This is a genomic window from Herbaspirillum sp. 3R11 (genome assembly GCF_004563925.1).
Classification (GTDB): Bacteria; Pseudomonadota; Gammaproteobacteria; order Burkholderiales; family Burkholderiaceae_D; genus Herbaspirillum.
This window is the reverse complement of sequence record NZ_SPNJ01000002.1, coordinates 139,311-164,402: the sequence shown is the minus strand read 5'-3', so window position 1 is coordinate 164,402 and position 25,092 is coordinate 139,311. Positions and strand designations below refer to the sequence as shown.

22 protein-coding genes are annotated in these 25,092 nt (G+C 55.5%); 12 read left to right on the top strand and 10 right to left on the bottom strand.

Annotation, left to right across the window (positions count from 1 at the left end; translation table 11 throughout):
* Window positions 1–65: 65 nt before the first annotated feature.
* The 4 genes from putA to E4P32_RS08915 form a co-directional block, all read right to left on the bottom strand.
* Window positions 66–3,725 carry a trifunctional transcriptional regulator/proline dehydrogenase/L-glutamate gamma-semialdehyde dehydrogenase gene (putA, locus tag E4P32_RS08930; RefSeq protein ID WP_116434667.1) on the bottom strand — a complete coding sequence of 1,220 codons (3,660 nt, stop codon included), beginning with the start codon at window positions 3,723–3,725 and terminating at the stop codon, window positions 66–68.
* Between the two features lie 76 nt (window positions 3,726–3,801).
* Entirely contained in the window at window positions 3,802–4,734 is a 933-nt protein-coding gene (locus E4P32_RS08925) for an FAD-binding protein (protein WP_116434514.1), read from the bottom strand.
* A 13-nt stretch (window positions 4,735–4,747) separates the two neighbouring features.
* A complete protein-coding gene (locus E4P32_RS08920) occupies window positions 4,748–5,497 on the bottom strand; it encodes an electron transfer flavoprotein subunit beta/FixA family protein (RefSeq protein WP_116434515.1) in 750 nt (249 codons plus the stop codon).
* A gap of 43 nt (window positions 5,498–5,540) precedes the next feature.
* Window positions 5,541–6,176: a GntR family transcriptional regulator gene (locus tag E4P32_RS08915; protein ID WP_116434516.1), complete on the bottom strand. Its 636-nt coding sequence runs from the start codon at window positions 6,174–6,176 to the stop codon at window positions 5,541–5,543.
* A 241-nt stretch (window positions 6,177–6,417) separates the two neighbouring features.
* On the opposite strand from E4P32_RS08915, the gene proC reads away from it, so the two are divergent.
* The 5 genes from proC to E4P32_RS08890 are packed head-to-tail and all read left to right on the top strand — an operon-like array spanning window position 6,418 to window position 10,693.
* On the top strand, window positions 6,418–7,233 hold the full coding sequence (gene proC, locus E4P32_RS08910) for a pyrroline-5-carboxylate reductase (RefSeq protein ID WP_116434668.1): 816 nt from the start codon (window positions 6,418–6,420) through the stop codon (window positions 7,231–7,233).
* 32 nt (window positions 7,234–7,265) lie between these two features.
* Complete coding sequence (locus tag E4P32_RS08905) at window positions 7,266–8,936, top strand: electron transfer flavoprotein-ubiquinone oxidoreductase (protein ID WP_116434517.1); 1,671 nt, start codon at window positions 7,266–7,268, stop codon at window positions 8,934–8,936.
* Between the two features lie 19 nt (window positions 8,937–8,955).
* Entirely contained in the window at window positions 8,956–9,990 is a 1,035-nt protein-coding gene (locus E4P32_RS08900) for an Ldh family oxidoreductase (protein WP_116434518.1), read from the top strand.
* 33 nt (window positions 9,991–10,023) lie between these two features.
* On the top strand, window positions 10,024–10,524 hold the full coding sequence (locus tag E4P32_RS08895) for an FAD-dependent oxidoreductase (protein ID WP_116434519.1): 501 nt from the start codon (window positions 10,024–10,026) through the stop codon (window positions 10,522–10,524).
* The gene (locus E4P32_RS08890; protein WP_116434520.1) at window positions 10,505–10,693 is read left to right on the top strand and encodes a 4-oxalocrotonate tautomerase; all 189 of its coding nucleotides are present in this window, start codon (window positions 10,505–10,507) and stop codon (window positions 10,691–10,693) included. The genes E4P32_RS08895 and E4P32_RS08890 overlap by 20 nt, the downstream gene beginning before the upstream one ends.
* 12 nt (window positions 10,694–10,705) lie before the next feature.
* Here E4P32_RS08890 and E4P32_RS08885 read toward each other — a convergent pair whose 3' ends face one another.
* Complete coding sequence (locus E4P32_RS08885) at window positions 10,706–11,335, bottom strand: GntR family transcriptional regulator (RefSeq protein ID WP_116434521.1); 630 nt, start codon at window positions 11,333–11,335, stop codon at window positions 10,706–10,708.
* Window positions 11,336–12,296: 961 nt separating this feature from the next.
* On the opposite strand from E4P32_RS08885, the gene E4P32_RS08880 reads away from it, so the two are divergent.
* From E4P32_RS08880 to E4P32_RS08870, 3 genes are all read left to right on the top strand, one after another.
* Window positions 12,297–15,272 carry an autotransporter domain-containing protein gene (locus E4P32_RS08880; RefSeq protein WP_116434522.1) on the top strand — a complete coding sequence of 992 codons (2,976 nt, stop codon included), beginning with the start codon at window positions 12,297–12,299 and terminating at the stop codon, window positions 15,270–15,272.
* Window positions 15,273–15,339: 67 nt separating this feature from the next.
* The gene (locus E4P32_RS08875) at window positions 15,340–16,185 is read left to right on the top strand and encodes an alpha/beta hydrolase (RefSeq protein ID WP_199525631.1); all 846 of its coding nucleotides are present in this window, start codon (window positions 15,340–15,342) and stop codon (window positions 16,183–16,185) included.
* Between the two features lie 151 nt (window positions 16,186–16,336).
* A complete protein-coding gene (locus tag E4P32_RS08870) occupies window positions 16,337–16,747 on the top strand; it encodes a GNAT family N-acetyltransferase (protein WP_116434523.1) in 411 nt (136 codons plus the stop codon).
* A 1,010-nt stretch (window positions 16,748–17,757) separates the two neighbouring features.
* On the opposite strand, the gene E4P32_RS08860 is transcribed toward E4P32_RS08870, so the two are convergent.
* The gene (locus tag E4P32_RS08860) at window positions 17,758–18,681 is read right to left on the bottom strand and encodes a LysR family transcriptional regulator (RefSeq protein WP_116434524.1); all 924 of its coding nucleotides are present in this window, start codon (window positions 18,679–18,681) and stop codon (window positions 17,758–17,760) included.
* 168 nt (window positions 18,682–18,849) lie between these two features.
* On the opposite strand from E4P32_RS08860, the gene E4P32_RS08855 reads away from it, so the two are divergent.
* Both E4P32_RS08855 and E4P32_RS08850 read left to right on the top strand, forming a co-directional pair.
* Window positions 18,850–19,272, top strand: a complete 423-nt coding sequence (locus E4P32_RS08855; protein ID WP_116434525.1) for a VOC family protein — start codon at window positions 18,850–18,852, stop codon at window positions 19,270–19,272.
* Window positions 19,273–19,297: 25 nt separating this feature from the next.
* The gene (locus E4P32_RS08850) at window positions 19,298–20,251 is read left to right on the top strand and encodes an amino acid ABC transporter substrate-binding protein (RefSeq protein WP_116434526.1); all 954 of its coding nucleotides are present in this window, start codon (window positions 19,298–19,300) and stop codon (window positions 20,249–20,251) included.
* 73 nt (window positions 20,252–20,324) lie between these two features.
* Here E4P32_RS08850 and E4P32_RS08845 read toward each other — a convergent pair whose 3' ends face one another.
* The 3 genes from E4P32_RS08845 to E4P32_RS08835 all read right to left on the bottom strand — a co-directional run bounded on the left by E4P32_RS08845 (window position 20,325) and on the right by E4P32_RS08835 (window position 23,526).
* Window positions 20,325–21,107: an alpha/beta hydrolase gene (locus E4P32_RS08845; protein WP_116434527.1), complete on the bottom strand. Its 783-nt coding sequence runs from the start codon at window positions 21,105–21,107 to the stop codon at window positions 20,325–20,327.
* 79 nt (window positions 21,108–21,186) lie between these two features.
* A complete protein-coding gene (locus E4P32_RS08840; RefSeq protein ID WP_116434528.1) occupies window positions 21,187–22,590 on the bottom strand; it encodes an NAD-dependent succinate-semialdehyde dehydrogenase in 1,404 nt (467 codons plus the stop codon).
* 126 nt (window positions 22,591–22,716) lie between these two features.
* A complete protein-coding gene (locus E4P32_RS08835; RefSeq protein ID WP_116434529.1) occupies window positions 22,717–23,526 on the bottom strand; it encodes a helix-turn-helix transcriptional regulator in 810 nt (269 codons plus the stop codon).
* Window positions 23,527–23,743: 217 nt separating this feature from the next.
* Between E4P32_RS08835 and E4P32_RS08830 the strand changes: the two genes are divergently transcribed.
* Together E4P32_RS08830 and E4P32_RS08825 are read left to right on the top strand one after the other, a co-directional pair.
* Window positions 23,744–24,241: an AraC family transcriptional regulator gene (locus E4P32_RS08830; protein ID WP_116434530.1), complete on the top strand. Its 498-nt coding sequence runs from the start codon at window positions 23,744–23,746 to the stop codon at window positions 24,239–24,241.
* Window positions 24,234–24,641, top strand: a complete 408-nt coding sequence (locus E4P32_RS08825) for a VOC family protein (protein WP_116434531.1) — start codon at window positions 24,234–24,236, stop codon at window positions 24,639–24,641. The genes E4P32_RS08830 and E4P32_RS08825 overlap by 8 nt, the downstream gene beginning before the upstream one ends.
* Before the next feature lie 99 nt (window positions 24,642–24,740).
* On the opposite strand, the gene E4P32_RS08820 is transcribed toward E4P32_RS08825, so the two are convergent.
* Window positions 24,741–25,031, bottom strand: coding sequence for a putative quinol monooxygenase (locus tag E4P32_RS08820; RefSeq protein ID WP_116434532.1), 291 nt, complete (start codon window positions 25,029–25,031; stop codon window positions 24,741–24,743).
* Window positions 25,032–25,092: the final 61 nt, after the last annotated feature.

Sequence of the window (25,092 nt, the reverse complement as noted above, 5' to 3'; positions counted from 1 at the left end):
ATGTTGTCGCTCGGCCTTGATTACCTAGAAGTCCCGAGCTGAACTGACAGGATGTTGGGTAACATTTAAACGGATATCGTCATCAAGCTTGCATTACCGCCAGCTGCGGTGGTATTCACGCAGAGAGCCCGTTCAGCCACCAGTCTCCACAACGGAATGGCTTTGTTTTCTGTGCATACGATGAGTGGGACCAGCGCACCATCTCGGTCAGCAAGCCGGCCACGCCAAGCATTGCTGGTATCCAAGTCAACCAACGCAGCTTGAAGCGGCAATTTATCGAGTTCATCGGAGCACTGAATTGCTGCTCTGACCTTCTTCGGCAACCCAGCTGGAAGCAACGCCGACGTGCTCGTATCGACTACGACCGAATTCCCTGTGGCGAATGCAGCTGAAATCTGATTCAACAACGTAGCAACATCGGAGGCGACGCAGAGAATCAAGCCTCGTGGGGCGAACGCTAACGTGTTGCGCTCGCCGGTCGGCCCAGGAAGGTTCACGCAACGAGCCAGCAGGCTTTCGCACTGATAGTCCCCCATGATTGCTGCCAGTTTTGTATGTCCATGAGAAATAGCCCAGCTGGCCATCTCATCCACAAGAGCATTCGTTTGCGACGAGGAGGTGCTTCTAGCCAAGTCTCCGTGCAGGAGAGCGTCTTTCTGCAAGCGCTTTAGGTAAAGCGGCCCGCCGGCCTTCGGGCCAGTACCAGATTTTCCCTCGCCGCCGAACGGTTGAACTCCCACCACGGCTCCAACGATGTTGCGGTTGACGTAAATATTGCCAACGTGAGCGCTACGAGCAACGAAATCGATAGTTTCGTCAATGCGCGAGTGGACACCAAGGGTCAGGCCGTACCCTGTTGCATTGATGGCGCCTACCAGTTGAGGGAGCTCATTACGGCGGTAGCGGAGGACGTGCAAGACCGGTCCAAAGACTTCACGTTGGAGTTGTGCGAGGTCATTGATTTCAATGACAGTTGGAGGGACAAATGTGCCGTGTTCGCAGAGGGCATCGAGCGGCAGCTGATATACGGATTTGGCCGTTTTGCGCATACGTTCAATGTGGTCCAACAACCCTTTTTGCGCACCTGCGTCGATGACTGGGCCGATATCTGTAGCCAAACAGTCTGGGCGACCAATACGAAGTTCCTGCATCGCCCCCTTCAGCATTTCCAGAGTCCGGTCAGCGATATCTTCTTGCAGACACAGGACACGTAGCGCAGAACAACGCTGGCCCGCACTGTCAAAGGCAGAGGAGAGAACATCAATCACGACTTGTTCTGCCAACGCGCTGGAATCCACAATCATCGCGTTCTGGCCACCCGTCTCCGCAATCAATGCCAGTTCGCCATTGTCAACGCCAGAGCGACTAGCAAGTGTCTTATTGATGAGTTGGGCTACTTCGGTCGAGCCTGTGAAAATGACGCCCTTCACGCGCGCGTCACCGGTCAATGCGTTACCAACGACCGAACCTTTACCTGGGACGAACTGGAGTGCAGCCCTTGGCACGCCGGCTTCGTGCAACAGCTGAACTGCTCGGTACGCAATCAACGAGGTCTGCTCAGCGGGTTTCGCCAGAACCACGTTACCAGCAGCTAGAGCGGCACTGACCTCACCGATGAAGATTGCCAGCGGAAAATTCCATGGGCTGATGCAAACGACAGGCCCCAGGCCTTGGGAGTGCGCTTCCTCACGCGACTGAACGGCGTAGTATCGAAGGAAATCGACTGCCTCGCGCACTTCAGCAATAAAGTTGGGCAGCGACTTGCCTGCTTCTCGGATAGCGAGCGCCATGAACTCGGCGATGTTTTCTTCCATCATGTCCGCGGCACGCTCCAACATCTGCGCGCGCTCATTGGAATCTGTTTGTTGCCAGATGGCTGCGTAGTCAGTTGCGCTATTCAACGCAGACTGAACATCCTCGAGACTCGCTTTGATAACGTGGCCGACCAGCTCGCGGTGGTCGGCTGGATTGCGTACTTCTTGTGGCTCGGTTCCAATTGATTGCGATGCCAAAATAGGCTCCGCGGTCCAAGTATGAGCACTGAAGGATTTAAATTTTTGGTCGAGCGCCAGCAGCTTGCTTTCATTGCTAAGGTCTATACCAGCCGAGTTGCGACGTTCGGAACCATAAATATGGTTCGGCAATGCGATAACAGGATGGGGCAATCCTCCTTGAGCAAGGACCGTGTCAATTGGGTCCGCGACCAGTTTCTCTAAAGAGACATCTTCGTCAACAATTTGATTAACGAAGGATGAATTAGCGCCGTTTTCCAGCAGTCGGCGAACTAAGTAAGCAAGCAGTGTTTGATGCGAACCTACCGGCGCATAGATGCGACAGGCTTTCCCCAGATTTTCCTTGCCGACGACTTGGTCGTACAAGGTCTCTCCCATGCCATGCAGGCACTGGAACTCGTAGTCATCAACGTTGGTTTTCTTGGCCCAGTTGTAGATAGCCGCCAGAGTATGAGCGTTGTGAGTGGCGAATTGCGGATAGATGACATCGGTCGAAGCCAATAGCTTCTGTGCGCATGCCAGGTAGGACAGGTCTGTGTGCACCTTGCGTGTGTAGACTGGATAGCCTTCCAGGCCGTCAACCTGCGCTCGCTTGATTTCACTATCCCAGTACGCCCCCTTGACGAGACGAATCATCAGCCGGCGTTTGTTGCGGCGCGCCAAATCCACCAAATAGTCAATTACGAAGGGGCAGCGCTTTTGATAACCCTGCACAACAAAGCCAAGACCATCGAAGCCAGCCAAGTCTGCGTCAGACACCAAGACTTCCATCATATCCAACGACAATTCCAAACGGTCCGCTTCCTCAGCATCGATGTTCAGGCCGATGTTGTAGCGCTTAACGAGCAACAACAGATTTTTCAGTCGAGGCAAGAGTTCGCTCATCACACGCGCCTGCTGAGCACGCGAATAACGCGGGTGCAGTGCGGAGAGCTTGACCGAGATACCCGGACCGTCCTTGATGCCTCGGCCATTGGATGCGCGCCCAATGGCGTGAATGGCGTCCTCATACGACTTGTAATAGACGTCGGCGTCGTGCATGGTTAACGCCGATTCGCCCAACATATCGTAGGAGTAGCGGTAGCCTCGCTTCTCATTATCGCGGCTGTTATCCAGAGCTTCATCGATGGTTTGACCGGTAACGAACTGGTCGCCGAGCATACGCATAGCAAGGTCGACACCCTTTCGAATGAGCGGCTCCCCGCCTTTCCCGATGAGGCGTGTGATGGCCGATGTCAGACTGTTTTCGCTATTTGTGGAAACCAGTTTTCCCGTAATCAGCAATCCCCACGTCGCAGCGTTGACGAACAACGAGGGGGATTCACCCAGATGTTTGCGCCAGTCGCCCTTGCTAATTTTGTCCGCAATCAAGCGGTCTGCGGTCTGACGGTCTGGAATGCGCAGAAGCGCCTCCGCCAGACACATCAGTGCCACACCTTCCTCCGAAGACAGCGAAAATTCCTGCATGAGTGCATCTACGCCCGAGGAACGAGTGCGCTTTTCCCGGACCTGGGAGACAAGCTTCTTGGCCAGCTCTTGGGTCTGTTCTTTCCAAGGAGCCGTCTGAGCTACTTCAGCAAGCAACCATTTCACAGCCTCTACTTCGTCCCTGCGATATGCCGCAGTAATCGCGGCGCGGATTGGGGACGGAGTATGGAAGACCTCCGAGTGGAATGCAGAAAATGCAGGCGCTGAAGTCAATGTGGAGGACATGGTCAAGTCGAAGTAATAGGGTTCACAGGACATCTCTCTCCACTGAAGCTCAAAGAACCAAAGGGAGATGCGTTATTCATTGCAGAGCTTTTGCTATGGCAGGAACGATTTCGAAGAGGTCTCCTACGATGCCGTAGTCCGCGACCGAGAAAATCGGTGCTTCCGCATCTTTATTGATGGCGACGATGACCTTCGAGTCTTTCATACCTGCTAAATGCTGAATCGCACCGGAGATACCGACGGCAACATACAGCTGCGGCGCCACAATCTTGCCCGTCTGGCCGACTTGCAGGTCGTTAGCAGCAAAACCTGCATCGACTGCTGCGCGAGAAGCGCCGATAGCCGCATTGAGTTTGTCCGCGAGTGGCTCCAGTAGATGGAAGTCCTCTGCAGAGCCCATACCGCGTCCGCCCGAGACAACGACTTTGGCGGCTGTCAGCTCAGGACGCTCGGATTTGACGGTTTCTCGGCCGACCAGGGTCGCTACCGCGCCCAGTTGAGCTGCTGACAACCTGTACTCCACAGCAGCATCATTGCCGGTTTCCGTTGCAACAAAAGAGGTTGTACGGACACTCAGAACTTTGATTGGGTCCAGCACCTGCACCGTAGCAATCGCATTGCCAGCGTAGATTGGACGCTCAAAAGTATCCGCGGACACAACCTTCGTGATTTCCGATACTTGAGTCACATCCAAGAGCGCAGCTACACGTGGCAGAAGATTCTTTGCGAAGCTGGTTGCACCAGCGAGGATGTGTTCATAGGTGCCGGCAATACCTGCAACTTCCGCGGCGATATGCTCAGCCAGGCCGTCCTTGAAGTTCATATCCTCAATCGCCAGCACCTTCGTCACGCCCGTGAGCGCTGCGGCCTCTTTTGCAATCGGCGCGATGTCGCTACCAATCACCAGGATGTGGACGTCGTCGCTGCATACTTTCGCAGCAGTAACGGCAATGGCAGTCGCAGGCTTGAGTTGGCCGCTTTCGTATTCTGCAATGACAAGTGCGCTCATATCTCTCTAATCCTTAGATGACTTTTGCTTCGTTTTTCAGCTTCTCAATGAGAGTCGCGACGTCCGGGACAATGATGCCGGCGGCCCGTGCTGGTGGCGCTGAGACGGAAATCGTGCGAATTCGAGGTTTGAGCTGCACACCTAGTGCATCGGGCGTAGTGGTGTCCAAGGTCTTCTTCTTGGCCTTCATGATGTTGGGCAGCGTTACATAGCGCGGCTCATTCAGGCGAAGGTCAGTAGTGATGACAGCCGGCAGTGGGAGACGCAGGGTTTCCAAACCACCATCAACTTCGCGCGTAACGATGGCGTCTTCTCCGTCGATGACAACTTTCGAAGCGAAGGTAGCTTGGGGCCAGCCAAGAAGTGCCGCGAGCATCTGCCCCGTTTGATTGTTGTCCCCGTCGATAGCTTGTTTGCCAAGGATGAACAGCTTTGGCTGTTCTTTCTCGACAATTGCCTTCGCCAGCTTTGCCACATCGATGGGTTGCAGCGCTTCACTCGTTTCGACGAGGATGCCCCGGTCCGCACCAATCGCCATGGCTGTACGCAGCGTGTCTTGGCAAGCTTTTACACCGAACGACACGGCCACTACTTCAGTTGCAACTCCACTTTCTTTCAAACGGACCGCTTCTTCAACGGCAATTTCATCGAAGGGATTCATCGCCATCTTCAGGTTCGAAGTATCGACTTCAGTATCACCAGCTTTGACGCGAATCTGGACGTTAAAGTCGACAACGCGTTTAGTTGCAACCAGAATTTTCATGACTATCTTTCAGAGAATAGATTTTCTATGGTCTGCAGCGCTTTCACGCCTCATCATCGTAGGCTCGCAGAATTGCATCTTGCGTATGCGCGATATGGCGCTCGAGCAGTCGCACAGCTTTGTTCGCATCCCCACTTCTAATAGAGGCCAGAATTTCATAGTGTTCTTGTTGCGGCTTTTCCCGACCAACGGTATGAGATATCTGAACGCGCGTATAACGCTGCGTATTTAAGACCAACTCTTCAATCATCTTCAGCAACTTTGGCTTATTGGCGATGCTGTAAAGCGTGAGATGGAATTCAAGATTTAAGGCAGTCCAAACACTTGCTTTGCTGGATGCGTCATACCGCTTCAACACCGCTTCGCAAACATCCAAGTGTTTGCTCGTCATTTGCTGCATCGCCAACTTCAATGCTCTCGCTTCCAGTCCGATGCGAATGTCCAACATTTCCAATACCTGATGCACCGAATGGGAGGCCACAACAGCACCTTTATTCACCTCGTGCACGACTAAGCCCTCAACTTCAAGACGTTTTAGCGCCTCCCGAACCGGAATGCGGCTGACGCCAAATCTCTCGGCAAGGTCTTCCTGTTTCAGTGCAGCACCAGCTTGCAGAAGCCCACCATAAATGTTCTGCCGAAGCGCTTCAGTAATTGCGTCGGAATTTGGTTTTCCCATGGTCCACGTCGTGGTTTGAGTGATTGAAAATAATTATACAATATTGTATCCAATTTGAGATACAATTTTAATCAACGGCTGTAACAGCTTCACAACGGCCATTTATCCAGCGATTCCGGGTGTTTATATGAAGCCGACAAGTAAGTGGCGAGGACTTTTGAGTGGGATATCCGACCAAAGCAATTCCGGGTTGCTGAGCGCCGTGAGCATCACGGACGACTTTATCTTTAGGAAAAACGATATGAAGATTACTTTTATTGGTGGCGGCAACATGGCCGCGGCCATCATCGGCAGCCTCGCGGGCCGTGTTGTTTCAGCGCAAGATATTCACGTCATTGACCTCAACGCTACTTCCCTGGCTGCATTACACGAGAAATATGGCGTATCGACTTCTCCCGCAATTGACAAAAAGGTTGCCGATTGCGACGTCATTGTGCTGGCCGTCAAACCTGACCATGTGAAGGATGTGCTGTCTGACATCACTCCATTTCTCCACAATCAATTGATTATTTCAATTGCCGCCGGAGTGCGTATCTCGGAAATTTCGAAATGGTCGAAAGACTACAAGAAGATAGTTCGAGCAATGCCAAATACGCCGGCTCTTATCGTCATGGGCATGACCGGCCTGTACGCAGCGCCGAGTGTAAGCCCGGAACAAAAGGAGTCCGCTGATGCCATCATGAAAGCCGTTGGTACAACGGTATGGCTCGACAACGAAGAAAAAATTGATGCGGTCACTGCGATTTCCGGTAGCGGTCCAGCATATGTTTTCTACTTTGTTGAGGCGATGCAGCAGGCTGCTTTGGAACTCGGCCTCTCGGAAAGTGATGCGACGCTTCTTTCCCTGGCCACCTTCCGAGGAGCCAGCGAGCTGGCAACTCGTTCTGACGAATTACCCTCTCAATTGCGCGCCAAGGTCACTTCAAAAGGCGGCACCACCCATGCAGCAATTAGCGCCATGGAAACAAGCAACATCAAGCCGCTTATCGTTGAAGCCATTAAGGCTGCCGCTCGCCGTAGCCAAGAAATTGGCGATGAATGGTCTGCGAAGAAATAACGAACCACAACTTGAACAATTGAAGTGTCAGCATGAATAATCTGTTGGTAGAACAATTCGGGCCCCGCGAGGCAATGGAATACGACGTGGTGGTAGTCGGCGGCGGTCCGGCCGGTCTATCTGCAGCGATTCGTTTGAAACAGTTGGCAGTACAAGCAGGTCGAGAAATTTCGGTTTGTGTTTTGGAAAAAGGCAGTGAGATTGGTGCTCATATTTTGTCTGGCGCGGTGATGGACCCTCGCGCATTGAGCGAGCTAATTCCAGCATGGCGTGAACAAGGGGCTCCACTAGACACACCTGTGACCGAGGACCGTTTTCTCTTTCTTTCCGCGACCAAAGCATACAAAACGCCATCTTGGTTGCTACCAACGAGCTTCCAAAATCACGGCAACTACATTGTCTCGTTGTCGAACGTCGTTCGCTGGCTAGGCCAACAAGCCGAGGCGTTAGGAGTAGAAATTTTCCCTGGATTTCCAGCTGCGGAGGTTTTATACGACAGTGACGGCGCAGTCAAAGGCGTAGCTACCGGAAATATGGGTATCAACAAGGATGGTAAGCCGACCGATGAATTCCAACTCGGCATGGAGCTGCACGCGAAATACACGTTTTTCGCCGAAGGTGCACGCGGCCACTTAGGCAAGCAGCTAATTTCGAAGTATAAATTGGACGCTGGCAAGGACCCGCAGACTTATGCGTTAGGCATCAAGGAACTGTGGGAGGTGAGGCCAGAGGTGCATCAAGCAGGCTTGGTGGTACACACCGCTGGCTGGCCACTAGACAATGATACTTACGGTGGCTCTTTCCTCTATCACCTAGAGAATAACCAAGTTGCGGTCGGTTATGTAGTGGGTCTGGCGTATCAAAATCCGTATATATCTCCGTTTGAGGAATTTCAGCGTTATAAGACGCATCCAGAGATTCGCAAATTCTTTGAAAGTGGCAAGCGCCTCTCCTATGGTGCACGCGCCATCACCGCCGGCGGATTGCAATCTCTGCCTAAGCTAGTGTTCCCAGGCGGCGCGCTCTTAGGCTGCGATGCTGGATTCCTAAATGCCTCGCGCATTAAAGGCAGTCATTCTGCAATCAAAAGCGGCATGATGTCGGCTGACGCGGCTTTCAGCGCGATTACAGCGAACCGAAAGAGTGACGAGCTGGATGCTTACCCGGCGGCCTTTGAAGAGTCGTGGCTGAAAGAGGAACTGCACAAGGCCCGAAACTTCAAACCAGCAATGAGCAAGGGCTTGATTACTGGCACGCTCCTGGTTGGCATTGACCAGGTGTTATTGCGTGGCAAAGCGCCATGGACCATGCATCATACGCATGCTGACCATGAATGTCTGAAGCCAGCGGCGCGATTTAAACCAATCCCCTATCCCAAGCCTGACGGCAAGCTCACCTTCGACCGTCTTTCATCGGTTTTCATCTCCAACACCAATCATGCGGAGCATCAGCCAGCGCACCTGACGTTGAAAGACGCGAATGTGCCAGTGACTGTCAATCTGACTCTGTATGCCGGCCCAGAGTCTCGCTACTGTCCTGCCGGCGTGTATGAGTTCGTCAAAAACGACAATGGCGGCGACCGTTTGCAAATCAATGCTCAGAACTGTGTCCACTGCAAGACCTGCGACATCAAAGACCCGACTCAAAACATCGTTTGGGTTACGCCTGAAGGCGGCGGCGGTCCCAATTACTCCGGAATGTAATACCTGAAAGTGAATTCACATGACTATCAGCCGCCAATTGACGGAAGACCTGATACCCATTACTGAGCACGAACTAACGCGTTTGGTAACCAAGGTACTGCTGGACAACGGTGTCGTTGAACAAACGGCAAAGGCGGTCGCTGGCTCGATGGTCGCTGCTGAACGAGACGGGACATTCAGTCACGGCCTGGAGCGGCTTGACGCTATGGTTCAAACACTCAAAAGTGGCTGGATAACTCCCGGAGCAACGCCTAGTGTCATTGACCAAGCACCAGGTGTGGTCATTGTCGACGCGACGAATGGATTTGCTCAGGGTGCTCTTGCTGCGGCACACGATTTGGTTATTGAAAAAGCGAAGGAGCAAGGCATCGCGTCGTTGTGCATCAAGAACTCGCATCACTTCGGGGCGCTATGGGTAGATGTAGAGCCGTTCGCCGATGAGGGATTAATTGCCATGGCCTTCGTGCATAGCCGAAGCCGCATTGTCGGCCCGGGGGCAAAGCAAAAGGTCTTAGGCACGAATCCGATGGCATTTGCAGCACCGATGAAAGACGGAAACCATCTTGTCTGGGACCAAGCTTCCAGCGTTATGGCACATGGCGACGTATTGATTGCCGCCAACGAGCAAAAGATGTTGCCACCGGGATGTGGAGTCGACAAAGAAGGCAAACCTACAACTGACCCTAATGCAGTCCTGGATGGCGGTGCGCTAGTGCCGTTTGGGGACCACAAAGGCTTCCTGATTGCCATGATGGTCGAAATCATGGCGGCAGGGCTCACGGGAAGTGTCTTTGGATACCAAGACCAATCGATGCTGTACAAAGGCGCGCACACTTCGAAGGCAGGTCAAAGCTTCATCGTCATCGACCCAAGACGTGCTGGCATAGAGATGCTTGATGTGCGTGTACGGCAGTTGGCCGATATGTTGGTTGCGACAGGGACCAAACGACTACCTGGCCAACGGCGGTATGAGCGACGGAGGCTCGCAGAGCTCCAAGGTATGAAGATTCAAGCGAAACATTTTATACAGCTCCAATCCCTGGCGAACAGCTAGGACGGAAATCTCGTCATCAACAAGGGAATCAAGATGAGCCGCGTCATCAGTACGCCAGTAGCAGTAATCGGCGCCGGTAATCTAGGCATCTCTGTTGCCTATTATCTGGTCAAAAATCGCGGCATCAGGGACGTCGTCATCATCGACCCACGTGACCCGCTATGTCTAGCCTCTGAGCAGTCAGACGAAAACTATCGCAACTGGAGGCCGCGACCGAATAGCTTCATGCTGAGGAAGATTCGTGCGGCGGGAGGTCGAGTCTTACGCGGCGAGCTGATAGCTGTAATCGGCGCAAATCCTTTCGACTTGGTGGTCGCCAAATCGATAGGCGTTGAGAACATCAAGGCTGAGCGTGTAGTGAACACTGCAGCTCCGATGTTTAACGATTTCACTATCGACCTAGACGCTCAGAAGCTATTCGGGACCGATGAAGAGAAAGACATCTTTGCAGAAGCGCAGATACACAAGGTATTCAGTATCGACTTACTAACCTACCCACCGACTGGAGAATCGTATGCCAACCTTAACAATTGAATTAGCCCCTGGCCGTACCGCGGAGCAAAAAATCAAATACGCGGAGGAAGTTACCAAGCTCACTTCTGACATCCTGAAGTGTCCCGTTGATAGCATCGACATCATCTTTGTCGAAATACCAAGCTCCAACTGGGTCAAGGGTGGTAAGTTCTTGGCGCCGCCGGTTTAATGCCCCATCGACTCAGTCATCTTGGCTTGCCAAGATGACTTCTTGGGTACGTGCAATATGCTCTTCTAGGAGCGATATCGCTTTCTCTGCATCTCCTCGACGCAGGGTCTCTAACAGCTCGTAGTGTTCCTTTTGCGGCTGCTCCCGACCTAATGTATGAGAAATATAAATTCGGGTATATCGTTGCATACCCAGCACCAAATCCTCAATCATCTTGATTAGGCGTGGCTTGTTAGCTGCGCTGTATAGAGTCAGGTGAAACTCCAGATTCAACGCCGACCAAACGCTAGGCTTACTTGCGCCATCATAACGGGCCAGAATTGCCTCACATCGGTCCAAATGCTGCTTATCCAGATTTGGAATTGCCAGTTGAAGCGCTCTTGTCTCCAAGCCGATTCTTATATCCAGCATCTCAATTACTTCGGAGATTGAATGCGATGCGACAACCGTTCCCTTATTAAGCTCGTGTTGAACAAGTCCTTCCGCTTCCAGCCGCTTCAGCGCCTCTCGGATTGGTATACGGCTAACACCAAATTTTTCGGCTAAATCCTCTTGCTTCAATGCGACGCCCGACGCCAAAACACCTTCGTAGATGTTTTTTCTCAATTCAGCGGTAATTTCATCGGAGGAAACTTTTGTCATGGCAAGATTCGCGAACGTAATTCCGGGATTGTATTCGATTTTGGATTCAGTATAAGAGAGTTAAGACGGTCTTCTCGAGTCGAGTCGCTTCTTCGAGCTGGAGATATCCGAAAACTAGCCATGCAAAACGGGGGCTTACTATAAGTCGTTCGTTCCAGCCCCACCAGAATCGGCACTATCGCCTCGACTGCAAAGCTGCACTAGCAAAGGCCGCTAACCTAATTAATATGGAAACCAATAAGAAATGCATTTCAGCTGCAAAACCAAGGTACTCGAGGGGTATTGATACGTTAGCCGTTTTTGATTAACTTTTGTAAATCATAGAGTTAGCGGATAATTTATAAAGGCTGGCTAACGTATCTGTTTTACAGTCGCACAATCAATGAATAAAGTTGGTCGGCAATTGATTCGGCCGTGCCGCTTCAAAAGTTAAAAGCCACTTGCACGAGTGGCTTTTCTTTTGGGACACTAGCAGCATTCCGTCCGCAATCAGCGGAAGCGGACATCTGGAAGCATATAAAAAGCGACATGCTCTCCGCGATCAATCTTGTAGAACCCCATATGTTCTGACGATGAGCGGCATGGTCGGTTACAGTCCGAAACTCTCCGTATTAAGGGCACCTGCACTCCATCCACAATGCGGATTTTTAGCCGCAAGTGTGCGCCCAGATTCAGGCAGGCATAATCACGTTCCTTTTCAACAACGATTGCCTGTCAGTAAAAATATAAACACAGAAAGTGAGACGGGCAGTCAAGTCACTGCGCAGATATCGGTTACCCTCGCGCGGAGAAATCAAACAAAAGATATCGGGGGAATAATGCGCCATACACAGCAGCATCAAGGCCGGCCGGTCAAAACAAACTTGGGTAGAGTCGTCGCCACTGCCAATAGTGGCCGTGGCATCCTTGCTGCCTCCGGTCTCCGTCCTGCCGGGCTGAGGTCTTGGGAGGACTCCACAGCATGAACAAAATCTATAGCCTGGTGTGGAATCGCCGGCAGGGGAAGTTCGTCGTCGCACAGGAAAACGCGGCGTCGCGTGGCAGGGGCAAGCAGGCTTCAACAGGGGCGGGCAAGCGAGCGCAACACGCGGTCACGGCCGCATTGGCGTTGGCGGCAACGCTGCTGGCGGCGCCCGTCATGGCCACGAATTACACCGTCACGAGCAATACCGATAACGGCACAATCAGTACGCCCGGTACGTTGAGTTGGGCAATTGACCAAGCCAATACGGGTAGCGGCAATACCATTACGATCGTCACCAACGTCGAAGTAATCAGCACGCTGCCCACCATCACCCAACCCATCACCATTACCGCCAATAGTGCTGTGCAGATTTATGGCGGAACGCTGGTCTTGGGCAACGGAACGGCAGGAAGTGTCTCACTCGGCAACAATGTCCGTGTTATCGGGGCCGATGGCAACAACAGAGGCAGCACCAACTACAACGGCGGCAATGCTGTATCCGGAAGTGGATTTGCCCTGGCCAATTCCGGAACCATCATCGCCGGCAACGGCGACATCGACTCCGGTGGCGTTGGCGTTGGCATTGGCGGCAGCGGTGGCAACGGTGTATCCGGAAGTGGATTTACCCTGACCAACTTTGGAACCATCACCGCCGGCAACGGTGCAAGCGGCGGCTCCGGTGGCAGCAGCGACAACGGCGGTGACAGCGGCAACGGCGGAAACGGTGTGTCTGGAAGCGGATTTACCCTGGTAAACTCCGGAAACATCAACGGCGGGCGCGGCGCTAAAGGCGGCGACGGCGGCAGTAGCGGCCGCCCCGGCAGCGCCGGCAACGGCGGTAACGGCGTATCTGGAAGTGGATTTACCCTGACCAACTCTGGAACCATCAACGGTGGCAACGGCGGCAGCGGCGGCAACGTCAACACCGGCATCGGCGGCGCCGGTGGCAGTGGCGGCAACGGTGTGTCCGGAAGCGGATTTACCCTGACAAACTCAGGAAGCATTAACGGCGGCAACGGCGGCAACGGCGGCGCCAGCAGCGGCGCCGGTAGCGGTGGCAGCAACACCGTGGGTAGCGCAGCCGTAGTTTCAACGGGCAACGCCACCATCTACAACAGCGGCACCATCGCTGGCGGCACGGGCAGAGGCCTTACCGCCAACGCTGTCACACTCTCCGGCGGCGGCAACAAGCTGGTACTGCAAGTCGGCGGTCAGTTTACCGGCAACGTGGTCAGTGCCGGAGGTGACACCTTTGCTTTGGGTGGCGCCAGTGGTTCCGGTAGTTTTTCTCTTTCTGATATTGGCGCCACTGCCAAGTATCAGGGATTCAGCGCCTTTACCAAACAAGACGCCGGCACCTGGACCCTGACCGGCAGCGGCACCAGCAGCTGGACTGCGCAAGGCGGCACGCTGGTGCTGGCCGACAGCATGAGTCTGACTGGGACGCTGGCGGTGCAGAGCGGCGGCACCGTCACCGCCAACAACGCCACCGTCAGCGGCGCTGTGAACAATGCCGGCACCTTCGGCGTCAGCGCCGGTAAAACCGTCCACACCGGCGCATACACCAATGCCAGTGGCGGCACATTGCGCATCGGCGTATCCGGCATGAGCAGCTACGGCAAGCTGGTGGTCAACGGCACCGCCACACTAGGGGGTACCTTGTTCGTGGATGCGGCAAGCGCAAGTGGCATATCGGCCGGCTCTCTGTCACAGGTTATCTCGGCGACCACGATCTCGGGGACGTTCGCGACGACTTCCACCAATAGCCTGTTGTTTACCTATACGCCAAGTTACGTCGGCAATCAGGTCAATCTGCTCGTGGCGGCAGCTCCCAGCAGCGGCGGTTCCGGCGGCACCACGATATTCAAGACCACCATGGAGCAGGGCAATTTCCCCGGATCCGGTGCCGCCAAAGCACTGGATCAGATCATTGGCGCCAATCCGAACGGCGCCATCGGCAGCTTGTTCCAGGGTTTTATTACCGGCCAGCAGCGACAACTCTCCAACGCTGTCAGCCAGACCTTGCCGTTGCTGGTGGGCGGCTCGCAAGTGGCGGTCAACTCGGCCTTCAGCGGCGTTAACCGTGTGGTGCAGTCGCGTATCGACGGTAACCGCGGCCTGTCGTCGGGCGATGAGTTCCTGGGCGACCGCAATGTCTGGTTCAAGCCCTTCGGTTCATGGGCCAACCAGGGCGACCGCAACGGCGTCTCGGGCTTCAATGCCAGCACCTATGGCGTCGTTGCCGGTGTTGACCGGCCCTTCTCGGAGCAGGCCCGCGCCGGTGTAGCGCTTGCCTATGCCCGCAGCACCGTCGACGGCAATTCGTCGGTGGCGCCGCAATCCAGCAAGGTGGATGTCTACCAGTTGATCGGCTACGGCAGCTACAGCCTGGACCAGGATACCGAGCTGAACCTTCAAGGCGACATCGCCCGCAATTCAAACCGGGGCAAGCGCAGTATCGCGTTCGCGTCGAGCGTGGCTGAGGGCGCGTATGACAGCACCGGTGTCCACGCAGGCGTCGGTCTGGCGCGCAGCTTTGCGTTGTCGCCAGCGACAACGTTCACGCCAAGTATACGGGCCGACTACACTTGGATTCGCGATGCCGGCTATACGGAATCGGGTGCCGGAGCGCTCAATCTGAACGTGGATAGCCGCAGCGCGTCGCAGTTCGTGTTGTCGACCGATGGCAAGCTCAACCTGCAACTCAATCCAGACACCAACCTCGCCTTCAACGCCGGCGTAGGCTACGACACCATCAACAAGCAGGCCTCGATCACGTCCGCTTATGCAGGCGCACCCGGCGTTTCGTTCGCGACCTACGGTCTGGAGCAAAGCCCATGGATCGGCCGGGTTGGTGCAGCCCTGAGCACCACCACCACCGGCGGCGTAAGCCTGAGCCTGCGTTATGATCTGGAAGCACGCAGCAGCTTCACCAACCAGACCGCGAGCGCCAAGGCGCGCTGGCGCTTTTGATCGTCACTCGTCCTGACAGAGAAGGCCTGCGACAATCTCGCAGGCCTTTTTATTGACCGATAGAGACATGACCGGAAAGACCAACACCATTCGCGCGTGCTGCATCATGATGATCGCCTTGCTGGCGGCGTGTGCATCCCTGCCCAGCCCGGAGCAACGGCGCAGCGCGACCGATGCGCTAGCGCGGGAACAAGGCTGGCAGGCGCAAGCCATTGCGGCGGGCCCCTTCACCTTGATGTCTTATGCGCCGTCACAGCAACAACGCGCTGCGCATCTGACCGTCTACATCGAAGGAGATGGTCTGGCGTGGATCAGCGGCGACCTGCCTTCGCGCGACCCCACTCCGCAACAGCCGCTGGCCTTGCGACTGGCGCTGGCCCAACCGACAGGCAACGTCGCCTATCTCGGACGCCCTTGCCAATATATCGACGCCGAAGCGAGCGGATGCGCACAACGCTATTGGACCGAACAGCGCTTCGCACCGGAAGTGATTGCATCGACTGGTCTCGCGCTGGATCGCCTCAAGCAAACGTACGGCGCACATGATCTGACATTGGTCGGCTATTCGGGTGGCGCGGCGGTGGCGCTGTTGAGCGCGGCACGGCGGCAGGATATTACGCAGGTCATTACCGTCGCCGGCAATCTCGACCATCGAGCGTGGACGGCGTATCACCGCATTCGTGCATTGGATGGCTCGCTCGATCCGGTAGATGTCGTGGATGCGCTCAGGAAGGTGCCGCAAGTGCACTTCGCCGGCGACCGCGACCGGGTCATTCCGCCAGCCTTGATCAAGGCCTTTGCGTCGCGCTTCGCCGGGCCGGCGCAAGTCAGGGTAATCGAGCAGGCAGGATTCGATCACCAATGTTGTTGGGTGCAAACCTGGCCGTCATTGTGGAAACGAACTCAACGCTAATTTCAGCGCTAATTTCAACGCTAATTGGCAGTTTTGCAGATCGCGAAAAAGGCCTGGTGTCCAGCCAGAGGGACTTTATGCCTCGACGGTCCGCTATCGGCCAGGAACGGACATCCCCATATAATTACCTTTTCTCATTCTTGTTTCGAAAATGGACTATTACCTTCGCGAAGAAGTACCTGATGCAACCACTTACATAGAAATAAGGTTGGCCGCAGGGCTTAGCAGAAAATCTATTGAAGCTGCCACCATTGGCCTGAAGAACGGCCTATTCAGTGTCATTGTGTACGCTGCAGACACGCCGGTAGGAATTGGAAGAGTAGTCGGTGACGGCGGGTGTTTCTTTGAAGTAGTGGATATTGCTGTCCTGCCGGATCATCAAAAGAAGGGACTCGGTCGCATGATCATGGAGCGTCTAATGGCATTTATCCATGAGACCGCGCCAGCAACGGCATACGTCAGCCTGATGGCCGATCACGGAACGCCTGAATTTTATAAACAGTACGGCTTTGAGGTCTCAATGCCGCCTCAAAAGGCTGGAATGTTTTTGCGAATCACCTAGTCTGCTTCCGGCCAGGAGCGGACTTTGCCGTGCAGCTGAAATGGATACGTAAGGAATAATATGGCGCGGCGAGATTATACGGATGACGAAGATTTCTATTCTCAAGGATTTGACGAGAAAGACGTTGTGTCTGTTTGGCTTGGCCTGAAGGCTCGCACTGAAGATGAAAACATAGACACCCTCCAAGATTTGTGCGGTGTTGGTTATTATCGCTTGAGCGACCAAGAGAGTAATTCGTTTAACGATGAGGAGGCCGATATTTCGAGCTTATTGTTAGACATATCGTATTCGCCTTCTTGCGAAAGAAGTTATTACAGCTGCGCGCGCCATTAGTATTGAGAGAGCCCGGCGCATTGTCGTTCAGTACGATTTTGCATACAACCCTCAAGCGGTCAAACGGGCAACTCAGGATGACCCAATATTTTTAGGCGTGTTTCAGTACGTTAAGTGATGGGCCGAAGGAACAGGGCTGCTTTCGGCCAATAGCGGACCACGACTCTTCAATAACTCAGAAGGATTTATCGCATGTATTTTCACCCTATCTTTTTGATAGTTCCGATATTGATCGTTCTATTCTTGGGTGCAATTTCTTTTGCGATTGTTGGCCGAGGTAACCGTAAGTTGTGGATTCTAGTGATGCCCGTAGTAGTTCTTGTTTGGTTTGGCATAGACCAATTTGTGTCGTCCTTGACTGCAGGTACTCCGCAAGACCCGCTATCTCGGCAGCTGTTGCTAAAGACTTTATCTGCTCTTACCCTGCCAGGACTACTCTGCTTGAGCGCCTGGATGTTTCGCCGATGGCGTGAAAGTAAAATTTAGTCCGCAATCGGCCAGAAACGGACCTCCGTGTCCGACCAACGTTATTCGCTGCAGTCAGCATCGACATGTGCGAACCTAAAATGAAAGACATCTCTTTTAAGGGAGACCGTTCATTTCAGGTGAGGTCAAATCGCCTTCGAAACCAGTTGCTCTCAGGACGTGCACGCCTGACGTGGAGCCTGCCGCGACTCCTAACGCATCCCTTTCCCGATATCCGCCTTCAACGTCTGCATGCTGCTCTCCTCCTTCGCCTGAGCCGCACGCGAAATACACTCCATCAGCGTGGACACCACCACGCTTGGCGTCGGTGTCACGCGTTGCAAAACACCGATCTCCCTGAAGAACCCCTCCCCTTCCAACGGCAAGACGCGCACCTTGCGGATGGAGGCGCCGGCGGCCAGGTCGTAGGGAATGATCGCCACTCCCAGTCCCTTCCTCACCATCTCGATAATGACCATCGGTTCATCGAGCTCCATGCTGTCATTCACCTGCAAGCGGGTCCGCTTCAGATAGCGGTCGACCAGCTGTCCGCCGTAGGACCGGCGGCTGTAACGCAAAAACGGATGCGACTCCAGCAAGGCCTTGATCGAGGTCTCACGCGCAGAGTTGGGGGCGATGACGACATAGGTTTCGCGCAGCATGGTGGTCCATTTCAGGCCCTTGGTCATTTTCAGATTGGGACGAATCATGACCGCCAGCGACAAGTCGTTGCTGTCGATCTGCGACATCAGTTGCACCGAGGTGCCCGGCACCACGTTCACTTCGACCAGCGGCAGTTCCTTGCAGAAATCGGCCAGCACGGCGGGAAGCAATCCGATCTGCACGGTGGAGATAGCGCCGATGTCGATCTTTCCCCGGGTGGCAGCAACTTCGGTCTGGCCTTTCATGGATTCGAACAGCCGCACTATCTCTTCTGCAGTGACGAACAGCTCCTTGCCGTGCTCGCTGACGGTGACCGTCTTGCCCACGCGCGTGAAGAGTTCGCAGTTCAACTCATCTTCAAGTCGCCTGATTTGCATGCTCACCGCCGATTGCGTCAAACCGAGCCTGGCACCGGCGGTCGAGAAGGAACCGAGCCGCGCGGCGGCGATAAATGTCTTCAGATAGCGAATCATGCTTATGAAAAATATGAATATGAAAGACGAAAATACAGAATTTTACATTATAAATTTATGTATTTAGACTGCCTCAATCCCTTTCCACTCGCAGGGTCATGCGCTGTATTTCCATTCGCGCTGCGCATTGCCGCGCAGCATTAACCGACATCAACAGAAGGATTGAAAATGACATCGACATCGCTATTCCATTTGGCTTTCCCCGTGAAGGACATTGCCGAGGCGCGCGCTTTCTATGGCGATTTACTGGGCTGCCCGGAAGGTCGCAGTTCCGAGAAATGGGTGGATTTCAATTTCTACGGTCACCAACTGGTGGCGCATCTGGCACCGGAAGAAACCGGTTTCAGCGTCAGCAATGCGGTAGATGACCATGACGTGCCGTCGCGTCATTTCGGCGCGATCCTGGCCTTGCCTGAATGGGAAGCCCTGGCGGAAAAACTGAAGGCTGCCAATATCAAATTCATCATCGAGCCGTACATCCGCTTCAAGGGTGAAGTGGGCGAGCAGGCCACGATGTTTTTCCTGGATCCGTCCGGCAATGCGCTGGAGTTCAAGTCCTTCGCCAATATGGACTACATCTTTGCCAAGTAATTATTGAATTTCAAGGGAAAAGAAAATGAAAAAAATCATCATGGCGCTCTGCCTCCTGAGCAGCCAGGTAGTACACATTGCCCACGCCGCCGCGGACGAAGAATTGACCGGGACCCTGAAGAAGATCAAAGAAAAAGGCGTTCTGGTGCTTGGTGTCCGCGATTCGACGAAACCATTTTCTTACCTGAATGACAAACAGAGTTATGAAGGCTATGCGGTAGATCTATGCCTGGCCATCGCCAAGAATATTCAACGCAAGCTGGGCATGTCGCAGCTGAATATTTCCATGTTGCCGGTGACCTCTTCCAGCCGCATTCCATTGATCCAGAACGGCACCGTGGATATCGAATGCGGCAACACCACCAATACCGCCGAACGTCAGAACATCGTGGAGTTTTCGCCGACCTACTATGTGAGCGGCTCGCGCATCCTGAGCAAGCGCAGCAGCAACATCACGACGCTGGCAGATTTGCGTGGAAAGAAGCTGGCCATCAATAGCGGAACCACCCACATCAAGATGGTCAGTACACTGAACGATGAGCAGAAACTGGGTATCGACATCATTGCCTCACGCGATACGGCGGAAGGAATGTTGCTGGTGGAAACCGGCCGGGCCGCCGCATTCATCAACGACGATATCGTGTTGGCATCCCTGGCGGGCGGGAGCAAGATCAGCAACGAACTGGTGGTCGGAAAGGAAGCGCTGTCGGTCGAACCGTTCGGCCTGATTTACCGCAAGAACGATCCTGCGTTCAAACAAATCGTCGACACCAGCATCAGCACGATCTTCAAGTCGGGCGACATCAACAAGATCTACGCGAAGTGGTTCCAGTCTCCGGCGCTGCCCCACGGACAGAACCTGAACTGGCCGATGAGCCCGGAGACACAGGCCGCCATCGCCAAGATCTCGAACTCGCCGAATCCGGCTGACTATGCTCCGATACCGAAAGAGCAGCTGTCGACGATCAAGAAGAAATAAAGCGGATCCGAAGGCCGCTGCTACATCGCCATATCAAGTGATGTAGCAGCGCCAGAGAATTCATCCACACTCTTTAAAATGGACGTCCGGCCTGCTTGTCGGCAACGGCCGCGGCCTGCTCGATCACTTGCGCCACCGCTTCGGGATGCGCGATGAACGCGGCGTGGCTGCCGTCAAGCTCAACCACCTTGCTGCCGGCGCGCGCCGCCATGAAGCGTTGCAGTTCTGGATTGACAGTGCGGTCGGCGGTCGTGATCACAGCCCAGCTCGGCTTGCTTTTCCAGGCGACCTGTGTGACCGGGGCACCGGCCGTCTGAACGGTCGGCATCACCTGCGACATGGCCATGAACCTGGCGTCGGCTGCCGATAGGTCGGCGGCGAAATCAGCATGGAATCGTGCCGGATCGACATACAGATAGCCGTCGGCGGTGGCCTTGATGGAGTCGCTCGCCGGCGGCGTTTTCTTGACCAGATTCAACAAGCTCTCACCTGCGTCGGGCTGGAAGGCGGAGACGTAGACCAGGCCTGCGACCTTGGGGTTGACGCCGGCCTCAGTGATCACCATGCCGCCATAGCTGTGACCGACCAGGATGCTTTTGCCGTCGAAGGCATTGATGGCCCGCGTGGTGACTTTCACGTCTTCAGCGAACGAGGTTTCCGGCTCCTGTACCACGGCGACGTTATAGCCGTCGCGCGTGAGTATCTTCGCTACGCCTTGCCAGCCTGAGCCGTCGGCAAAGAATCCATGGACCAGGACGATGTTCTTGACCGGCTCGGCCATGGCGGGATTGTTGAGGGCCGCCATCAAAGCGAGAGTGAGGGCGGAAGCGATGCGGGTGATGGTGTTCATTTTCATACTCCTGAATAAATTAAGAAATGATGTGGAAGCGTAGCGTTGCGACAATGGCAACTGAAAAAACTGGACGTGATCTGGCTCAGCCGACGGTCTTGGCCCAGACTGCCTGCGCGTTGGTGAATTCGCGCAAGCCAAAATGCGACAACTCGCGGCCATAGCCGCTCTTCTTGACGCCGCCGACCGGAATACGCGGATTCGATGCGGAAAAGCCGTTGATGAAGACACCGCCGGTTTCCAGGCGACGGGCGATGCGCTGGGCGCGAGCCACGTCGTTGGTCCACAGGCTGCCTCCCAGGCCGTAGTCGCTGGTGTTGGCCAGTTCAATGGCGTGCTCGGCGTCTTCGGCGACGGTGATGGCGGCAACCGGCCCGAAGGTCTCTTCGTCAAACACCGCCATGCCGGGGCTGACATCGGCCAGTACCGTCGGCGCATAGAAATTGCCGGGGCCTTCCATCTTGTGACCGCCCAACAGCAGCGTGGCGCCGGCGGCAATTGAGCGTTCGACCTGGTTGTGCAGTTCGTCGCGCAAGTCGTTGCGCGCCATCGGACCCATCGTGGTCGAAGGATCGAGCGGATCGCCAGCCTTCAGCCGACCGGCGGCGGCGACGAATTTGCGCGTGAATTCTTCCGCAACGGGCCGCTCCAGAATGAAACGCTTGGCCGCAAGACAGACTTGTCCGGCATTCTGGAAACGTGCCTCGATTGCGGCCTGCACGGCCAGATCAACGTTGGCGTCGGCCAGCACGATGAAGGCATCGGCGCCGCCGAGTTCCAGCAGGCTCTTCTTGAGCGCCTTGCCGGCCAGCGCTGCGACCGCGGCGCCGGCACGCATGCTGCCGGTGAGCGTGACGGCGGCAACGCGCGGATCGTCGATCACGTGGGCCACGGTGTCGTTGTCGGCATTCAGGTTGGCGAACAAGCCTGCGGGGAAGCCGGCGCTTTCATACATACGCTGCAGGGCGTAGGCCGAGCCCATTACGTTGGGTGCATGCTTGAGAATGAAGCCGTTGCCGGACAACATGATCGGACCGGAGGCGCGCACCACCTGCCACAACGGAAAATTCCATGGCATGACGGCCAGGATGCTGCCGATCGGCAGGTAAGATACATGCACCTGATCGTTGCCGTCCACGGCGACCGGCTCGTCCGCCAGGATGGCTGGACCGTTTTCGGCGATCCAGTCGATGGTGGCGGCGCATTTTGCGACTTCTGCACGGGCCGCGGAAATCGTCTTGCCCATTTCGGCCGTGATGACGGCTGCCAGGTTTTCGGCGTTTTGACGCAGCGCTTCGGCAAGGCGGCGATAGGCCGCGACGCGTTCGGCCATCGGCGTGGCGCGCCACAGGCGATAGGCGGCGGCGTTGTCGTCCAACAGGCGCTCCACCTCGGCGGGGGTCTGGAACGCATAGGTGGCGATCAGCTCGCCGGTGGCCGGGTTGCGGGAGACTGCGTTGGCAGCAGGATTGGTGTTGAGTTGCGACATGGGTTGCCTCCGTGAGATGAAGGAGCAGTGTTCAAGAACTGCTCTGACGTCACTTTAGGCAATCGCGACAACCACAAGAAGGCGTGTTGTTATCCTATGAGTGGCACTCACTGGCAGGCGCAGAAATCATTGGGACTCCCCGCCATTCCGCGGCGGGGTGGGAATGTAGGTGACCAGCGACAGGTCGGGCCGGCCGGCGGGCGTCAGCGCGACATAGGTAAAGGCCGTGATCTCGCCCGAAGGCAGCCGCATCTGTTTTGCGCCTTCGTCGAATCCCTTCACTTCGGTGTCCTGCCACCATGCGCGGAACTCCGGGCTCAGTTCGTTGAGCTCCGCGATCAGGCTGTCGAACGGCGCCTTGTCCTGCGCCTGGGCGCGGGCGGCGCGAAATGCCGAGATCATTCCGCGCGTCATCTGCTCCCAGTCAAGAATCTGCGTGCGATACGGCGGATAAAGGAACAGCAGGCGCAGCGTATTGCGCTCGTGGGGCTGCAGCAGGCCGTAGTCGACGAACAAGTCGGCGATCGGATCATTCCATGCAAGGATGTCCAAACGGGTATTGCGCACATACGCTGGCACGTGTATCGCCCTCACCAGCATTTCCAGGCCATCGCTGAGGCGCCCGCCCGTGGTAGCGGCCGGCGCCTCGCGTGAGGAAAGCGCGAACAAATGGCTGGACTCGATCTGATCGAGCTTGAGGACTTTCGAAATTCTTCGCAGCGCATCGGCCGATGGCTGGATCTCACGGCCCTGCTCCAGCCAGGTGTACCAGCTGACGCTGACGCCCGCGAGCACCGCCACTTCCTCGCGGCGCAATCCCGGGGTGCGACGCGGCCCTTTGGGCAAGCCGTATTCGTCAGGCTGGAGGCGGGCGCGCCGGCTGCTGAGAAATGTCCCCAGCTCGCGTCGTTGTTCCGGGGATGGTCTGCTTGGCATGCGGTACTCAGCTAAGTAAGATAGGGAAAAATGGGAGAAATGGAGAAAAACCGGCGTCGGACCGGCGCAGATTGCGCTGCTTCATCTTCACATTTCTTGCTGACAAAACTTTGACAAGCGTAGAAATCGTCCGGAGCGGCGCCCGCGCTCAAGCCGGGGAAAACGTTTTCATCCTCGATAAAGTATATGCGTATGCGGAAGAATTCCCGACAACACAATGAGTAACGATCCTGTCATCCAGAGCCCTGAGCTATTACGCCGCCTGCTTCGCGCCAAGGATCGGATGGACGCCGCCTCGCACGAAGACTGGCCGGTCGAACGACTGGCCAGTGTCAGCCACGTGTCTGAAGCGCATTTCGCACGTGCTTTCAAGGAAGCATTCGGCACCCCGCCCCATCGCTATTTGCTGACCCGGCGCATTGAACGGGCGGTCGCCTTGCTGCGCGACAGCGAACTGCCGATTACGGAAATCGCCTTCCAGACCGGTTGGCGCAGCCTCGGCACGTTCGGGCGCATTTTCCGCGAAATCGCCGGGGAGAAACCCGGCGAGGTGCGCAAGCAGGCGCGGATCACTGCGCAGGGACTGGGCAATATGCCGGCCTGCATCGTCAGCGCCGCCCATCGCCCGGACCTCAAGACCTCAGTTTTGGAGAAGCGGCGCCAGTCGGGCGACGGTATAAAGGAGACCCAACCAAAGGAGGTCGACAATGAGTGATGGAGTACAAGTAGCGGGTCTGTATGTGCGGGACCAAGATGAAGCGCTGGCGTTCTATGTGGACAAGCTCGGTTTCCGCGTTCACACCGATGTGAAGAACGGCGACTATCGCTGGCTGACCGTGCAGCATCCGGATCAACCGGGTTTCCAGCTGGGCCTGTTCACGCCCGGCCCGCCGATGCACGATGCCGCGACCGCGCAGGCATTGAAAGCGATGGTGGCCAAAGGCGCGATGCCGCCGCTGGTGCTGAGTGCGCGCGATTGCCGCGACACCTGTGCCAGGATGAAAGCACAGGGCGTGGAGTTTACGCAGGAGCCCATCGAGCGCTACGGCACGGTTGATGCGGGCTTCCGCGATCCGTCGGGAAACGGCTGGAAGATGATTCAGGAACGGCGCTGAACTGAGCGAACCGAAGGCTTTCGGAAATGAGCTGCGAGCTGCAAGTTGCAAGCTATATGCTGCGCAGCTCCCTCCCGATCAATCCGCGTTCATTCTGCCTCAGGCAATCTGGGTCAGCTTGCTGATATGGATCTCGGCAATCCCCCCGACCGCAGCAACCAGCGCCAGGAAATGCGGCGTCGACTCATGCTCTGTCAGTGCAGTAGCGTCCCGCCATTCTTCCAGCATGACAAACGAATCGGGATTCACGTTGTCGGCGTGCAAATCATAGCGATGGCACCCGGCTTCGGCGCGGCTTGGCGGCACCACCTTTTCCAATGCGGCTTTCAACGTGGCGCCATGACCCGGCTTGGCCGTCAGTGTGGCGACAACAACCAGCTTTTGATCCATTTTTATTCCCTCGCACAAGTAATCAAGCCTCGTACGCTATCCTATTTTTACGGACAGCGTG